The organism is Streptomyces sp. NPDC093984, assembly GCF_044764595.1.
Classification (GTDB): domain Bacteria; phylum Actinomycetota; class Actinomycetes; order Streptomycetales; family Streptomycetaceae; genus Streptomyces; species Streptomyces cynarae.
In genome coordinates this window covers 1,141,258-1,156,800 of sequence record NZ_JBIWIM010000001.1, presented here as the reverse complement: position 1 = coordinate 1,156,800, position 15,543 = coordinate 1,141,258, and the positions used below count along the sequence as shown (strand labels likewise).

Genomic DNA, 15,543 nt, shown 5'->3' with positions numbered 1-15,543 from the left:
GAGCCATCGCAATCGGCACGTCGCTCCAGGTGAGGGTGAGGTGTTGGTGCATCCAGTGGGTGAGGCGCTGCCCGTCCTCGGGGAACAGGACGACACGGTCGGAATCCTGCCCATGATCGCGGCTGTCAACGCGAGCCGCGCCGACTGGCGCCTCGTCCACGGGGGCCGCACCCGAGCTTCGATGGCGTTCGGTGAGTCGTTGCGGCGGGCGTACGGAGAGTGGGTGAACCTGCGAGACGAAGGTGTTGTCCGGGGAGATCGACCACCGCGACTCGGTCCTGGACGACCAGGAGCATGCCGCAGGCGACACCATGATGATCTGGTCTCCCGAGCCAAGGGCGACCGCCTGGTCCTCGACCTCTGAAACTCCTTGTCCCCCCGATCGTGACGCTCGTTTGACGCTCCGAGGGCCTGAGTGCCCGCCAGAAGAGCCGGAAGATGCGGTCTGTACTGGGGTTTCTTCGTCCCATGTCTCATGTGACATGTTTTCGATGACTCATCATGTCGAGTGCGTTGCCACCCCGGCCTGCCGGGGTGGCTGCTGACTCCCGTGCCCGACCTCGATCCCGGCGGGGCCAGGGTCGGAACCGGGATCGTGCTGACGGGCTGCGGCTCAGGCGTCGATGATGACGGGGATGATGAGGGGCTTGCGGCGATAGGTGCGGAACGCCCAGTTCGCCACGGCGCGGGCGACGAGTTGTTCGAGTTGGTGCGCGTCCCCGACGCCTTCCTCGGCCGCGGTGGCCAGGGTCTTCTCGATGACGGGGACGACCGGCTCGAAGGTGGCGTCGTCGTGGACGAAACCCCGGGCCAGGAAGTCGGGGGCCTCGGCGAGGGCGCCGGTGTCCGCGTCGACGATCGCCACCACCGTGACCACGCCTTCGGCGGCGAGGGTGAGGCGGTCCTTGAGGGACGCTTCGGTGGCGCCGCCGACTTCCATGCCGTCCACGTAGACGTTGCCGGCGGGGACCTTGCCGGTGATGGATGCGCGCCCGTCGACCAGGTCGACGACGAGGCCGTCCTCGGCGATGACGACCCGTTCGGGGTCGACACCGGTACGGATGGCGAGGTCGGCGTTGGCCCGCAGGTGGCGCCATTCGCCGTGGACGGGCATGACGTTGCGGGGTTTGACGATGTTGTAGCAGTAGACGAGTTCGCCGGCGCTGGCGTGCCCGGAGACGTGCACCTTGGCGTTGCCTTTGTGGACCACGTGGGCGCCCCACCGGGTGAGTCCGTTGATCACCCGGTAGATGGCGTTCTCGTTGCCGGGGATGAGGGAGCTGGCGAGCAGGACGGTGTCGCCCTTGCCGATGCGGATCATGTGGTCGCGGTTGGCCATCCGTGACAGCGCGGCCATGGGTTCGCCCTGGGAGCCGGTGCATACCAGAGTGATCTTGTGGTCCGGGAGCTTCTCCAGCTCCTTGGTGGTCACGACCAGACCGGAGGGGACCTTCAGATAGCCCAGGTCACGGGCGATGCCCATGTTGCGGACCATCGACCGGCCGACGAAGGCGACCTTGCGGCCGTGTTGGTGGGCGGCGTCCAGGACCTGCTGGATGCGGTGCACGTGGCTGGCGAAGCTGGAGACGATGACCCGGCGTGGAGCGGTGCGCATCACCTGCTCGATCGCCGGGTTCAGCTCACGCTCGGAGGTGGTGAAGCCGGGTACTTCGGCGTTGGTGGAGTCGGTGAGGAACAGGTCCACGCCCTCCTCGCCGAGGCGGGCGAAGGCGCGCAGATCGGTGATGCGGTCGTCGAGAGGGAACTGGTCCATCTTGAAGTCGCCGGTGTGCAGCACCATCCCGGCCCGCGTGCGGATCGCGACCGCGAGGCTGTCGGGGATGGAGTGGTTGACCGCCACGAATTCGCAGTCGAAGGGCCCGAAGCCACGCCGGTCGCCCTCGCGCACCCGCACCGTGCGCGGCCGGATGCCGTGTTCCTTGAGCTTGGCCTCCAGGAAGGCCAGCGTCAGCTTGGAGCCGACGACGGGAATGTCGGAGCGCTCGCGCAGCAGGTACGGCACGCCGCCGATGTGGTCCTCGTGGCCGTGGGTGAGTACCACGGCCACGATGTCGTCCAGCCGGTCCCGGATCGAGGTGAAGTCCGGCAGGATCACGTCCACGCCGGGCTGGGTCTCCTCGGGGAACAGCACGCCGCAGTCGACGATGAGCAGCTTGCCGGCGTGCTCGAAGACGGTCATGTTGCGGCCGATCTCACCCAGGCCGCCCAGGGCGATGACCCGCAGCCCCCCTTCGGGAAGGGGCGGGGCGGCTTTCAGCTCGGGGTGCGGATGACTCATACCCTGACGGTACCCGGAGAGCGGGACAGGGCGATCCATTGCCTGTGTGATCCAACGAGCGCTCGATACGACCCGCCGCCGAAGACGTACTGGCGCTCAGGTCGGCATCAGCCGCTCACCGTGGTGGGCATCGGTCCGGACACGGCCGTCACTTTGCTGATCACGATGGGGGGCAACCCGGAAGGCTTGGGCAGTGAGGCGTCTTTCGCCGCGCTGTGCGGGGTCGGCCCTGGGTTCGGACGGCCCTGTTACGGGCAAGGCCTGCCGCGCGGCCGGATGGGGTGACGCCCGCCCCACAGGGCGCAGACCCCATCCGGCTGCCGGTCATACCATGAGGCTCACTCGCTCGTTCACATCCAGCAGTGTCTTGCCGTAGACCTCCAGGCCGACGGCAGGGATCAGGCCGGCGTGGCGGGCTGCGGCGTTCGCATCACGCCAAATGCGCTCCAGGGTGTTTGCCTCGGCGAAGGCAGAGGCGCCGTGCGCGTCCAGCAGGATGCCGATGGCCTCGAGGATCTGGCGGGCCGCGTAGCCCGCCTCGGCCCTGATGTGGGCGCGCGCGGCATAGTCCAGCGGACCGGCGGCGGCCGCCTGGTCGACCTGCGAGGTCGCGCGGTGGGCATGAAGCCGGGCCGTCTCGATCTTCAGCGCGGCCTCGGCCACCTGCATCTGGATCCCCACCGAGTTCGCCTGCCGGCCATGAACGGTGAACGACAGCGGCTTGGATGCCGCAGCACGTACCACCACGTCCAGAGCCGCCTTGCCCAGCCCGAGCAGCGGACCGAGCAGGCAGAGCAGCAGCATCGGGCCGAACGAAGCGCCGTACAGCTCCTCCTCGCGGGACGAGCGCGGGTAGACCCCCTCCGCCGCCGCCGGGACCGACAGGACCCGGTGCGCGGGAACGAACACATTCTGCGCGACGAGGGTGTTGCTGGCGGTACCCCGCATCCCGGCGGTGTGCCAGGTGTCCTCGATGGCCACTTCCGAGGCGGGGATCAGCACCAGAGCCTGATCCACGACCGCACCGCCCTCGTCCTTGAGGAGTGCGCCGACCGCCACCCAGGTTGCGTACGGCGCGCCGGAGTTGTACGACCAGCGGCCGCTGACCCGCCAGCCTCCCGGCACCGGCTCCCCCATGCCTGTCGGTGCCGCCACACCGGTCACGCGTGCATCAGGGTCGGCCCCGAACACCTCCTCCTGCGCCTGATCCGGAAACAAGCACGCCAGCCAGTTCGTCACAGAGATGATCATCCCGACCCAGGCCGCCGAGCCGTCGGCTTCGCCGAGCGCCTCCGAGACGTCGGTCAGGGTGCGCAGGTCCGCCTCCTGGCCGCCGTACCGCTTCGGCGTCAGCAGCCGGAAGACGCCGGCCTCGGACAGCGCCCGCACGACCTCGGCCGGTACGACGCGGTCCCTGTCACCGCGAGCGGCGTGCTCCCGCAGCAGCGGCTGCAACGCGGCCGCCGCTGCGACCGGCTCGGCCCTGGGACAGGCATCGACCGGCCCGCCGGGCACTCCGTGGGACGTGGTGCTGTGCATACGTGTTTTCTCCGTCGTTGTCATTGAATGTGCTGCTCGAGAAGTGACGCCGCCGGTGGAGACAGCCGGTGTGCCGCCCCGCCTCGGCGCTGGCACGAGAACCTGCCGGCGCCTTGACCCGAGGGGCGGCTCAACCGAGTGAGACAGGACGTCCAAAGCCGGTAATGCCGTCAACGCTGCCGACACCGTCTTCGTCGGTCAACTGGGTGATAAGTGGCTAATCCCCGGTTAGTGACGTTCGGTTCTCGCATGCCATGGCAGCCCGTGTCGCTCCTGCCGGGCTGTGTCAGCCGGGGCGAGGTGCATCGGCGCCGGCACAGGGCGCAACCCGCCCCTGACGCTTGGCGCCCAGCCTCATGATGGCGAGAGGTGACCCCGGGCCAATAGCGTGCGTTCGTTAAATATTAGCGGCAAAGTTACCCGCAGCCCAAGTCAGGGAATCGGCCTACCGCGCGAGGTCAGCCGAGGAACTCGCGGTCTGCCGGGACGAGTTCACGATGGCGTTCATCAGCTGGTGGCGTGTGTGGGCATAGGTGAAGTCGGGGGCTGTGCGGGTGCCTTCGCGGAGGTCGCGTCCCAGGTGGGTGTAGAGCGCGGCGACGTTCCTGGCGGGGCCGACGAGGCCGTCGGGGATGCCGGCGGAGTACTCGGCGGGTACTTCGAGCTTGGACACGGTGGCGTCCTCGCCGAAGCCGGCCTGGAGGGTAAGGTCGGTGACCTGGATGTTGCCCCAGGGAGCAGTGAGGACGATGTCGCCGTCGGTGCCGTTGATCTCCCAGCGGAAGTTGTCTCCGCGGGAGGCGCCGCCGCGGTAGAAGACCGAGGCCGCGGCGCCGTTCTGGAGGGTGCCGATGACCGAGATCTGGTCCGGGGCGGTCACCGGGACGATGGTGTTGCCGTCGTCGGTGACGGTCACCTCCCTGCGGCCGCGTACGAGGTTGGCCGACAGGTGGTCGAATTCGCCGAGGGTGACATTGAGTGCGTCGATGGCGTGCAGGGCGGCGCCGGACAGGGGGGTGGCGCCCTGTGTCTCGTCGTACCAGTAGGTGTGAGCCTTGGTGGTCTGCCCGTTCCAGACCATGCCGGAGGCGACGAGGGAGGTGCCGATGACCCGGCCGATCCTGCCGTCCTGGATCAGGTCGCGCACGTAGCGCAGTTCGGGGTGGTAGCGGCCCTGCAGGCCGATGGCGGTGCGCACCCCGGCGGCGTCGGCACGCTGGGTGAGCTCGGTGGCGTCCGCCAGGTTCAGGGCCAGCGGCCATTCGCTGTAGACGGTCTTGCCGGCCTCGATCGCGGCGGAGATGAGCTCCCGGTGGTGGGGAACCTTGACCGCCACTACGACGATGTCGATCCCCGGGTGGGCCAGCAGCGCGGCGTGGTTGTCGAACGCCGCCTCCACCCCGAACTCCCGCACGGCCGCCTCTGCCGACTCACGGCGGGAGGTGCTGACGGCGCGCAGTGTGAAGTCCGGCAGGGCCATGAGAGCGGGGATGTGGCTGATGGAGGCCCAGCCGCCCGGGCTGCCGCCGATGATGCCGACACCAATGGTGCTCATGCTGTTACTCCTTGGGGTGATACGGGCCCTGTCCGGGCCGAGGGGGTAGTGGTTGCTGTTACTTCTTCGGTGCGGTGGACGGCGTCCAGTTGGGAACGGTGTCCACCCGGAACCGGGACAGCACGGTGCTGGAGATGTACCAGTGGCCGTGGATCCGCTGATAGGCGTCGCGGTACTCGCCGTAGTCGTGGAAGCCGTTCTTGTAGCTGGATCCGGTCCGGAAAGCTCACGTAGTCCTCCATTGCCCAGATCGCCGTGGCGCGGTTTCCGTGCACCTGGATCTCGGGCAGGAAGCCCTGGTGAGCGGTGGGCGCGTCACCCAGGAGCGCTGCCGTCTTCTCGGCGAGCTCCTTGCCGCTGCTGTACTTCGCGCCCACGTCGATGGCGGGGTGGGCGGTGAAGAGAGCGGCCAGCTTGGACCACTGCTTGCTCTCGAGGTAGCGGAAGTAGCGCGCCTTCACCTGGCGGATGTCCTCGATGTCGGCCAGCCGCTGCACCGTGGCCGCGTTGTGCGCCGCAGCGGACTGCGCCGGGTGGTGCGCGGCGGACGCGGGCTGGGAGGCCCATGCTGCCGTGCCCGCGCTCCCGCCGGCCAGCAGTGCGGCCACGGCGGCGGCGCCGACCACACGTGAACGCCATGCGGAAGCGGTGCGCTATTCCTGCTTGTTCATGCTGTGTCCTTTCGGCGCCCCATCCGTGCGCGGGCGACGGTCGTTGAGTACCGGGCCTGTGAGCGACCGACTTGGCACTCACCGAGGAAGCGCCGCACTACCGGTCGGTCGCGACCCGGCCACGTCCGCCAGTGAACCCTATGTGGAACGAGGCGTCAAAAAAATCAGCGATTTCCCTGCACCCTCTCCCCCTCAGGTGGGAGAAATTCGTAGCAATTTGTAGCGATCGTTCCGAGCCGGCGGATGGCGGAGTGTGGCACGGGTCGGCCGTCAAGGGTTGTGACCAGCACCTCATCCGTATCGGACAGACTTGTCTGTTAGTTTTGATGCACCAGGGCCGCGCGGCCCCGGTGGAAGCGAGGTGAGCGGCATGTCCGCAACGGCGAAACGCCTTCCGGCCCGTGAGCGCATACTGACGGCGGCCGAGGCGCTGTTCTCGGCGCACGGTCTGCGCGGTGTAGGGGTGGACCGCATCATCGCCGAATCCGACGTGGCCAAGTCCACGCTCTACGTGCACTTCCCCTCCAAGGACGGACTGGCCGCCGCGTATCTGCGACGGGTCGACGACTCTTGGCGAGGCAAGCTGCGTGCAGCCGCCCTGGCGGCCGGCGACGATCCCCGCGAGCAATTGGTGGGCCTGTTCGACGCGGTCTCCGCCTCCTATGAGCGCCATGGCTTCCACGGCTGCCCGTTCATCAACGCCGCGGCGGAGAGTGAGCCGGGCAGTCCGCCGCACGAGGTGACCGTCGAGCACAAGCGGACCGTGCGGGCCTGGGTGCGCGAGCTGGCCGAGGCGGCCGGCGCCGCGGACCCCGATGGGCTGGCCCTTCAACTGACCCTGCTCATCGATGGCGCCCTCGCCGCGGGCAGGCTTGAGCAGAACCCGGCGATACCCGCCGCCGCCAAGGACGCGGCGCGTGCCGCGGTCGAGCGGGCCTGCCCGCCTGCCGCCTGATCCGCACAGCCGATTCATCCGCTCCGTCTGCGGTGTCCGCGCGCTGTGGACGGGGAGCTCGATGGCCCGCAAAGACAGACCTGTCCGTTCGAAAGGAACTATCATGACATCCTCCCGTCTGCCGGTCGGAGCCACGATGCGTGCCGTGGTGCTCGAAGAGTTCGGCGGCCCCTTGACCCTGAGCGAGATCGCCAAGCCGACGCCCGGTCCGGGCCAGGTGCTGGTGCGGATCGCGGCCAGCGGTGTGAACCCGCTGGACACCAAGATTCGCGCAGGAAAGGCGGGTCACGCCCGCAGCGTGCTTCCCGCCGTGCTCGGCCTGGACCTGGCCGGCGTGGTCGAGGAGGTCGGTGCTGATGTCACGGGCTTCGCGCCGGGCGACGAGGTCTTCGGGATGACCGGTGGGGTCGGCGACCTGCAGGGCTCCCTCGCCGAGTACGCGGCCGTGGACGCACGTCTGCTGGCCCGTAAACCCCCCGGGCTGACGATGCGTCAGGCAGCGGCACTTCCCCTGGTCTTCATCACTGCCTGGGAGGGCCTGGTGGACCGGGCGGGGGTGCGCACGGGGCAGAAGGTACTCGTGCACGGCGGCGCCGGGGGCATCGGGCACGTGGCCGTCCAACTGGCCAAGGCCCGGGGCGCCCAGGTCTTCGCCACCGGCTCGCCGCGAAGCCTGGAGACCATCGCACGTCTGGGCGCGACGCCGATCGACTATACCTCCACGTCGGTCGAGGCGTACGTTGCCGAGCACACCGGCGGGGAGGGCTTCGACATCGTCTACGACACCGTCGGCGGAGAGACGCTCGACGCGTCCTTCACCGCCGCGCGCACCTATACCGGGCACGTGGTGAGCGCCCTCGGCTGGGGCACCCACGGTCTCGCGCCGCTGTCCTTCCGCGGAGCCACCTACTCCGGAGTCTTCACGCTGCTGCCGATGCTCACCGGCCGCGGGCGCGAGCACCACGGCGAGATCATGCGGCAGGCCGCCGCCCTCGCCGAGACAGGCGCGCTGGAGCCCCGCGTTGACACGCGCCACTTCACGCTGGCGACGGTCGCCGCGGCGCACGAGCTGGTCGAGCGCGGGGAGGCGGACGGCAAGGTCGTCGTGGACGTCGCCGAGTGACGCACCGCTCGTGTCCGGCCGTCACAGCGGCCGGACACGAGCGCGTGTGTCAAGGGGTGGTTGCGGGCGAGCGGCTGAAGCCCTTCCTTGCAGCAAGTGTTCGGCCTCGGAGTATTTTCCAACTGATGGTGTGTGCCGCCCGCGGCCGCAGCGATCAGGTCCCGCTCGCCCACCTGGGCCACGTAAACAATGGCGACAAAGGCACCCAGCTCTCGCACAGCGCGTTCGAGAGCGCCTGCGAATAGTTGGTCCTGGCGTAGGTCGGCAATCACGGCATGGTCCGCCCGTGGTCGGTTGATCGAGCACCGTACGACTTCCCTGATGGAGCCCGGGACGCGGCCGGGCGAGACAGGGAGCCGGGCGCGCTCTCGATGACCGGTCCACGCGGTCGTACTGCATGCCTGATCGGGGACGAGTGGAAGTGCGGGTTGGCTGCCTGTGCGGCGGCCGATCCGGGGGCGGCCGGCAGAGCGACCCAGATCGCGGTCCAGCGGCACCGTGAGAAGTCCTTGACGCGAGGAGGACACGGCCCCGGCCTGTAGGTCACACCCCTTCCGGGCCTTCGCACATGCCCCGACGACCTGCTGTAGGAGCGTCCGGACCTCGGGCCGGTGGCGACCGACGGCTGGCGTCGCATCTCGTTTGAGCGATCTCGAACTGTCACTCTCGCCGTGACGCCGTGCCCTGCTCATCAGACCTTGGAGACCAGATGTCCGTCCCACCCGCGCCCGCCCAAGGCCTATCTTGCTTCAGCCGGCGATGACCAGCGGCTCCGCAAGACTCTCCACATTTATTTGCCGATCGTTCCATCAATAGGTACGGTCGGTTGTATGGCACGCACTCGCGAGTTCGACACCGAAGCCGCCGTCACCGCGGCGATGCAGGCGTTCCGGCGTACCGGGTACGGTGGCACCTCCGTGCGTGACCTGGCGAAGGCCATGGAGATCGGCAGTGGTTCGATCTATGCGGCCTTCGGCAGCAAGGAAGGTCTCTACCTGGCTGCACTGGACTTGTACCGGCGGCACTACGCGCTGCCGTTCATCGAGATGCTGCGCGCCGGCGGTGACGCGCGGGAGACGATCCGTGCGGCTTTCGCGGCAGTGATCGACGAAGTGACCTGCGGTCCCGGCCAGGCGTCATGTCTGATTGTGGGGGCGGCGATGGAGCGTGCGCACAGCGATGCGCAGGTGGCCGAGCGGCTTCGCGCAACGACGCAGCTGCTTGAGCTCACACTCTTCGAGGCCATTACCGAGGCCCAAGGACGGGGCGAGATCCCGGCCGACCGGAGCGCCGCAGACCTCGCCGGATTCCTCGCCATGACCTTCCAGGGCCTGCGGGTCATGGGTGCCATAAATCCGGATCGGGCCGCGCTGACGCGGACCGCGGACGTCGCCCTGAACTGCCTTCGCTGAGCGCGCAGCGCCGGGTTCCGACCGGTCCTGGCGCCGCGTGGCAGCAAAACATCTTTATGCGTGCTTAATTTAACGATCGTTCGAGTTAGAATGGAGGTGAGCATGACCCGGTTCGGCGGAGGGGCCAGCACCTCCTCCAGCACGGATCCTCCCGTTCGGGGTGAGGTCGTCCTGGGCGTGGACACGCACGGCGAGGTGCACGTGGCTGCCGTGGTCTCCCCGCTGGGGAGGGTCCTGGGCACTGAGTCCGAGTCCTTTCCGGCGACGGCGGCCGGCTACCGGCGGTTGCTGGTGTGGGCCCACAAGCGGGGGACGGTGCGCCGGGCCGGTGTGGAGGGCACTGGCACCTTCGGCGCGGGCCTGTCCCGCTACCTGCTGGGCCAGCACGTCGAGGTGTACGAGGTGAACCGGCCCGACCGCTCGGACCACCGAAGTCGGACCCGCTCGATGCGCAGGCCGCCGCGCGGGCCGTGCTCAGTGGCCGCGCCCGGGCCCGGGCGAAAACCGACGACGGACCGGTGCACAGCGCCCGGATGTTCAAGCTCGCCAAGGACTCCGCGGTCAAGGCCCGCACCCAGGCGATCAACCAGCTCAAAGCCGTCCTGGTCATCGCCGATCCCGCACTGCGGGAACGACTGTCCAGCTTGGGCAACCGCGAGCTGTTCCGCACCTGCGCACGCCTCGGGCCAGGCGACGGCGAGGACGGCGAGAGCGCGGTGGCCCAGGCCACCCACATGACCCTGAGAATGCTTGCCGAGCGCATCGAACAGCTCACCCGGCTTCCCTCGCCCCCGCGTTATAGGGGCTTCCGTGAGACGTGAGAGGGTCTGGGGCGTGAGTGAGACACCCCCGAACACCCTGCAATACCGCTTTGACGGGCCAGAAGACGCTCCGGTCCTGATCTTGGGTCCCTCACTGGGTACCACATGGCACATGTGGGACCGGCAGGTTCCGGAGCTCGCCAAGCAGTGGCGCGTCTTCCGCTTCGACCTGCCCGGTCACGGCGGCGCACCCGCCCACCCGGCGGGTTCTGTCGCCGACCTCACCACCCGCCTGCTCGCCACCCTCGACGCGCTCGGTGTGCAGCGCTTCGGCTACGCGGGCTGCGCCCTCGGCGGCGCCGTGGGCATCGAACTGGCCCTGCGCCACCCCGAGCGCCTCGCCTCGCTCGTGCTGATCGCCGCCTCGCCCCGCTTCGGCACGGCGGACGAGTTCCGCCAGCGCGGTGTGATCGTCCGTACGAACGGACTGGACCCGATCGCCCGCACGTCCCCGGAGCGCTGGTTCACCTCGGGGTTCGCCGCAGCGCAGCCCGCGATCACCGAGTGGGCCGTGCAGATGGTCCGCACCACCGACCCCGGCTGCTACATCGCGGCCTGCGAGGCGCTCGCCGCCTTCGACGTACGGGCGGAGCTGGGCCGTATCGGCGTGCCCACCCTGGTCCTCGTCGGCTCCGAGGACCAGGTCACCGGGCCCGCCGAGGCACGCACCCTGGTCGCCGGGATCCCGGACGCCCGGCTCGCGGTCGTCCCCGGCGCCTCCCACCTGGTGCCCGTGGAACAGCCGGCCGCGGTCACCGACCTGCTCGTCCACCACTTCGCGACCGCGTGGCAGCCCGCCTTCGACGCGACCACCGGTCAGATGGCGGCGATCGCGGCGCCCCCGGCGAAGCCGGTGCCGGTCGCGCCGCCCCCGGTCGTCCCGGTGGCCGAGATCGCCCCGGCCGCGGCCCCGCCCCAGCCCTCGGCACGGCCCGATCCGTACGACACCGGGATCAAGATCCGCCGCGAGGTGCTCGGCGACGCGCACGTCGACCGGGCCCTGGCCTCCGCGGACGACTTCTCCGGCGACTTCCAGGAGTTCCTCACCCGCTACGCGTGGGGCGAGATCTGGAACCGGCCCGGCCTCGACCGGCGCACCCGCAGCTGTGTCACCCTCACCGCGCTGGTCGCGGGCGGCCACCTGGAAGAGCTCGCCGCGCACACCCGGGCGGCCCTGCGCAACGGCCTGACCCCCGCCGAGATCGGGGAAGTGCTGCTCCAAGCCGCGGTCTACTGCGGCGTACCGGCCGCGAACAGTGCGTTCAAGGTGGCGCAGCAGGTCATCCGGGAGGAGACGACCCCGCAGGAGTGATCGCCAGCCGGGTACCGGGAACACCATGCTGCACAGGCCCACGCCCTTGCGGCGAGGGCAGGATGGACCCATGAAGCTCACGAAGAAGTCGCACGCCTGCATCCGGCTCGAGAAGGACGGGCGGACGCTCGTCATCGACCCCGGCACGTTCAGCGAGGAGGACGCCGCGGTCGGCGCGGACGCCATCCTGGTCACGCACGAGCACCTCGACCACTTCAACGAGGACCGGCTGCGGGCCGGCATGGAGGCCAACCCTGGCGCCGAGATCTGGACCCTGAAGTCGGTCGCCGAGCAGATCTCGGCGGCCTTCCCGGGCCGCGTGCACACCGTCGGCCACGGTGACACCTTCACCGCCGCGGGCTTCGACGTCCAGGTGCACGGCGAACTGCACGCCGTGATCCACCCGGACATCCCGCGCATCACGAACGTCGGCTATCTGATCGACGGCGGCAAGGTCTTCCACCCCGGCGACGCCCTCACCGTCCCCGACCGCCCCGTCGAGACGCTGATGCTCCCGGTGATGGCGCCCTGGAACAAGATCGCCGAGGTGATCGAGTACGTCCGTGAGGTCAAGCCGCAGCGCGCCTACGACATCCACGACGCCCTGCTGACGGACCTGGCCCGCCCGATCTACGACAACCAGATCGGCGCCCTGGGCGGAGCCGAGCACCTGAGGCTGGCCCCGGGCGGGTCGGCGGAGGTCTGAGGCGGGCGGAGGCCTCGGGAGACAGGGCGGAGCCGGTTGTCGTACCCGCCGGGTAGGTTGTGAGGCATGCGCATCGCGACCTGGAACGTGAATTCGATCACCGCCCGCCTCCCGAGGCTCCTGGCCTGGCTGGAGAGCAGCGGCACGGACGTGCTCTGCCTCCAGGAAGCCAAGATCGCCGAGAACCAGTTCCCGTACGACCAGCTGCGCGAGCTGGGCTACGAGGCGGCGGTCCACGCGGACGGCCGGTGGAACGGCGTCGCGGTGCTCTCCCGCGTCGGCCTGGAGGACGTGGTCAAGGGCCTGCCCGGCGACCCCGGCTACGACGGCGTGGAGGAGCCCCGCGCCATCTCCGCGACCTGCGGCCCGGTCCGCGTCTGGTCGGTGTACGTGCCGAACGGCCGCGAGGTGGACCACCCGCACTACGCGTACAAGCTGCAGTGGTTCGAGGCGCTGAAGGCGGCCGTCGCGGGCGACGCCGCGGGCAGCCGCCCGTTCGCGGTGCTGGGCGACTACAACGTGGCGCCGACGGACGACGACGTCTACGACATCACGGCCTTCGAGGGCTCGACCCATGTCACCCCGGCCGAGCGTGCCGCCCTGGCCTCCCTGCGCGAGGCGGGCCTGGAGGACGTGGTACCGCGCCCGCTGAAGTACGAGCACCCGTTCACGTACTGGGACTACCGCCAGCTGTGCTTCCCCAAGAACCGCGGTATGCGCATCGACCTGGTGTACGGCAACAAGCCGTTCGCGAAGGCGGTCAAGGACGCCTATGTGGACCGGGAGGAGCGCAAGGGCAAGGGCGCCTCGGACCATGCGCCGGTGGTGGTGGACCTGGAGCCGTAGCCGCAGGGGGCGTGACGGTAGCCTCTGCGCGCCTGTGGTGTCTCAGAGCGCGCCGGTGTCACGCTGGGCGTATGAACATCTCCTTCCTGGGCAACTGGCGCAAGAAACGCGGTCCCGCCTTGGGCGTCGCGGTGTTCTCCGACGGCGACGCCGACGCGGACGCTGTCACCGGACTCCTGTCCGAATGCGAGCTGCTGCGTTCCCACGCCGAGCAGGCGGGCGTCGAACTCGACGACTCCACCGCCTCGTTGGAGGCGCTCGACCAGCTCCTGCCGCGCTGGCGCGACGACGAGGAGGTCCTGCCCTGGCTCGGGAACGACGCGGGCCTCTACCTGGGCACGGTCATCGTGCGCACGGTCCCCGGCGCCGCATGGGAGATCTGGCCGAACGGCCACCCCGTGGTCCGGCTGGCCTCCGGCCGCGAGATCGACGTGGTCACCGACGGCCACACCTGGGCCTCCACGGGCGCCCCCGAGCTGTCCCAGGTGTATGCCGAGGCGGCGGAGCTCTAGGGTCTGCCTTTCGGATCACGTTGGCGTCTAGGGGCTGAAAAGGACTGTTCCCTACGGCCGACCTGATCCGAAGGACAGGCCCTGGCCGGAGACGTCGGCGGCCACCCGGGCGCCCACCGTGGCCAGCAGCTCCCGTGGTGCGGGCTCGGCCTGGAGGCCCGGAAGGAGCAGCAGCCACAGGTCGGTCAGGCGGTCCTCGATCAGCAGGCGGTCGTCGAGGGCGTCGGAGAGGGTGTGCAGCCCGAAGAACGCGGCGACCAGGGTGGGGGCGTCGCGGCTGGGATCCGCCCCGGGCGCGAGGTCCCCGTCGGCGCGTGCCTGGGTGAGCAGCCGCTCGACCGTGGCGATCCAGTCCACGAAGGGCGGAGGCATCTCGACGTCGATGGACTTCCGCTCGGCCCACAGCCGGGCGCCCGCGCGGACGAGGACGTCGTCACGGAAGGCCCGGGCGACCGCGAAGCTGAGGCCGACGAGCTTCTCCAGGGCCGGTTCCGCGGCGGCCTCATGGCGCGCGATCATGGCCGGCCAGGTCGCGAAATGCGCCTTCACCACGGCGAGGGCGAGCCGTTCCTTGTTGGTGTAGTGGAAGTAGATGGCTCCGCTGGTGCGGCCGGACCGTTCGCTGATGTCATTGATACTTGTTGCCACGTACCCACGTTCGAAGAACAGGTGAGCCGCGGCCAGTAATACGGCTTTGCGGGTTTCTTCCGCACGATCCTGCACGCCGTTGCCCCCTGTCCGTCGATGGGTCGCGAGGAGGAATGTAGCCGTCCCGCCGGAGGGTCAGGAGGGTCGCGCATGCGAAAGCAGCAATAGTCTTATTAGCTTTTTTCATGGATTCCAGCTTTTGTTGTTCTTCCTTGAGTTGGTCCAGGACCGTCGAACGCGAGGCGGTGCACCGGATCTCGGTGGCCGAGGTGCTGCTGACGGACCTCCGCTCCTGCGGGCCGCTCACCTTCTGCGCCGCCGCCGCGTGGACACGCTCGCATCCCACGTTCCCCCGCGGTCGTGACGACCGGCACAGCCCCTGGATGCTCGTCGAGACCCTGCGCCAGCTCGGCATCTGCGTTCCGCTGCGCCACTTCGGCGTGCCGGCCACGGCGCGCTTCCTGATCGATGACGTCTCCTTCCGGCTCGACACGACCGCGGAACCCACGGCACCGCACGGCGCCAGCGAGGTCACCTGCCGGGTGTCGGTCGGTGACCTCCGCACCGGCCGGAACGGGAAAGGGGTGACCGCGCTGCGGATGCGGGCCGAATTCCTCGCCGGAGGCCGCACGTTCGCACACGCGGCGGGCGGGGCGCGGATTCTCGCCGCCCGGCGGTACGCGCAACTCCGCTCCGAGTCCGCTGCGGCCGCCCCGGCGCCCAGCCGGCGCCCCCGGCCGCAACCGGGCGTCCTGGGGCTCGACTCGAGGGCCGACGTCCTCATCTCCCGTCAGGAGGACGGCATCCTGGTGGACCCGGCCGATCCACGCCACCCCTACTACTTCGACCACGGCACCGACCATGTGCCCGGGATGGCCCTGCTGGAGGCGGCACGACAGGCCATCGCCCTGCGCAGCGGAGGATTTCTGCTCCGGCCGGTTTCCGGCCGTATGACGGCTTTGAAGTTCACCGAACACGCACCGCCCGCGGTCATTCACTGCTTCCCCCACGGCCGTACCGGCTTCTTCTGCATTCGGCAGGGCGGCGAGCATACGGCCGAGGGTGTGCTGCGTTATCGATGAGGCGTCACCCACACGTGGGTATTGCGGTGGCAAATCTTCACGACTGCTCCGAAAGAGCGTAG

General features: G+C 69.5%; 14 protein-coding genes and 1 pseudogene. 10 read left to right on the top strand and 5 right to left on the bottom strand.

The genetic code is table 11. The features are described 5' to 3' along the window. Positions 1-613: 613 nt before the first annotated feature. The 4 genes from ACIRC0_RS05185 to ACIRC0_RS05170 form a co-directional block, all read right to left on the bottom strand. Positions 614-2,299, bottom strand: a complete 1,686-nt coding sequence (locus ACIRC0_RS05185; protein ID WP_403611394.1) for a ribonuclease J — start codon at positions 2,297-2,299, stop codon at positions 614-616. A 324-nt stretch (positions 2,300-2,623) separates the two neighbouring features. After that, positions 2,624-3,754, bottom strand: coding sequence for an acyl-CoA dehydrogenase family protein (locus ACIRC0_RS05180; protein WP_403611391.1), 1,131 nt, complete (start codon positions 3,752-3,754; stop codon positions 2,624-2,626). 529 nt (positions 3,755-4,283) lie between these two features. Further along, a complete protein-coding gene (locus ACIRC0_RS05175) occupies positions 4,284-5,393 on the bottom strand; it encodes a Gfo/Idh/MocA family protein (RefSeq protein WP_403611388.1) in 1,110 nt (369 codons plus the stop codon). Next, on the bottom strand, positions 5,390-6,019 hold the full coding sequence (locus ACIRC0_RS05170; protein WP_403611385.1) for a nuclear transport factor 2 family protein: 630 nt from the start codon (positions 6,017-6,019) through the stop codon (positions 5,390-5,392). Before ACIRC0_RS05170 ends, ACIRC0_RS05175 begins: the two co-directional genes overlap by 4 nt. 415 nt (positions 6,020-6,434) lie before the next feature. On the opposite strand from ACIRC0_RS05170, the gene ACIRC0_RS05165 reads away from it, so the two are divergent. From ACIRC0_RS05165 to ACIRC0_RS05125, 9 genes and pseudogenes are all read left to right on the top strand, one after another. Continuing rightward, positions 6,435-7,019, top strand: a complete 585-nt coding sequence (locus tag ACIRC0_RS05165; protein ID WP_403611383.1) for a TetR/AcrR family transcriptional regulator — start codon at positions 6,435-6,437, stop codon at positions 7,017-7,019. Positions 7,020-7,122: 103 nt separating this feature from the next. Then, the gene (locus tag ACIRC0_RS05160) at positions 7,123-8,142 is read left to right on the top strand and encodes a zinc-dependent alcohol dehydrogenase family protein (protein WP_403611380.1); all 1,020 of its coding nucleotides are present in this window, start codon (positions 7,123-7,125) and stop codon (positions 8,140-8,142) included. 830 nt (positions 8,143-8,972) lie between these two features. Continuing rightward, positions 8,973-9,554, top strand: a complete 582-nt coding sequence (locus tag ACIRC0_RS05155) for a TetR/AcrR family transcriptional regulator (protein ID WP_403611378.1) — start codon at positions 8,973-8,975, stop codon at positions 9,552-9,554. Between the two features lie 90 nt (positions 9,555-9,644). Continuing rightward, positions 9,645-9,932 (top strand): annotated as a pseudogene (locus tag ACIRC0_RS05150) (IS110 family transposase); the annotation flags it as partial. 140 nt (positions 9,933-10,072) lie between these two features. Next, entirely contained in the window at positions 10,073-10,375 is a 303-nt protein-coding gene (locus ACIRC0_RS05145; protein ID WP_403612794.1) for a hypothetical protein, read from the top strand. Positions 10,376-10,388: 13 nt separating this feature from the next. Then, positions 10,389-11,687 carry a 4-carboxymuconolactone decarboxylase gene (pcaC, locus tag ACIRC0_RS05140; RefSeq protein WP_403611375.1) on the top strand — a complete coding sequence of 433 codons (1,299 nt, stop codon included), beginning with the start codon at positions 10,389-10,391 and terminating at the stop codon, positions 11,685-11,687. A gap of 70 nt (positions 11,688-11,757) precedes the next feature. Next, positions 11,758-12,393: an MBL fold metallo-hydrolase gene (locus ACIRC0_RS05135; RefSeq protein WP_366026840.1), complete on the top strand. Its 636-nt coding sequence runs from the start codon at positions 11,758-11,760 to the stop codon at positions 12,391-12,393. Positions 12,394-12,459: 66 nt separating this feature from the next. Next, complete coding sequence (locus ACIRC0_RS05130) at positions 12,460-13,239, top strand: exodeoxyribonuclease III (RefSeq protein WP_403611373.1); 780 nt, start codon at positions 12,460-12,462, stop codon at positions 13,237-13,239. Between the two features lie 71 nt (positions 13,240-13,310). After that, positions 13,311-13,751 carry a DUF6278 family protein gene (locus ACIRC0_RS05125; protein WP_366026842.1) on the top strand — a complete coding sequence of 147 codons (441 nt, stop codon included), beginning with the start codon at positions 13,311-13,313 and terminating at the stop codon, positions 13,749-13,751. Between the two features lie 51 nt (positions 13,752-13,802). On the opposite strand, the gene ACIRC0_RS05120 is transcribed toward ACIRC0_RS05125, so the two are convergent. Next, positions 13,803-14,474: a ScbR family autoregulator-binding transcription factor gene (locus tag ACIRC0_RS05120; RefSeq protein ID WP_403611370.1), complete on the bottom strand. Its 672-nt coding sequence runs from the start codon at positions 14,472-14,474 to the stop codon at positions 13,803-13,805. 137 nt (positions 14,475-14,611) lie between these two features. On the opposite strand from ACIRC0_RS05120, the gene ACIRC0_RS05115 reads away from it, so the two are divergent. Further along, the gene (locus tag ACIRC0_RS05115; protein WP_403611368.1) at positions 14,612-15,481 is read left to right on the top strand and encodes a ScbA/BarX family gamma-butyrolactone biosynthesis protein; all 870 of its coding nucleotides are present in this window, start codon (positions 14,612-14,614) and stop codon (positions 15,479-15,481) included. The last annotated feature ends 62 nt before the right edge of the window (positions 15,482-15,543 follow it).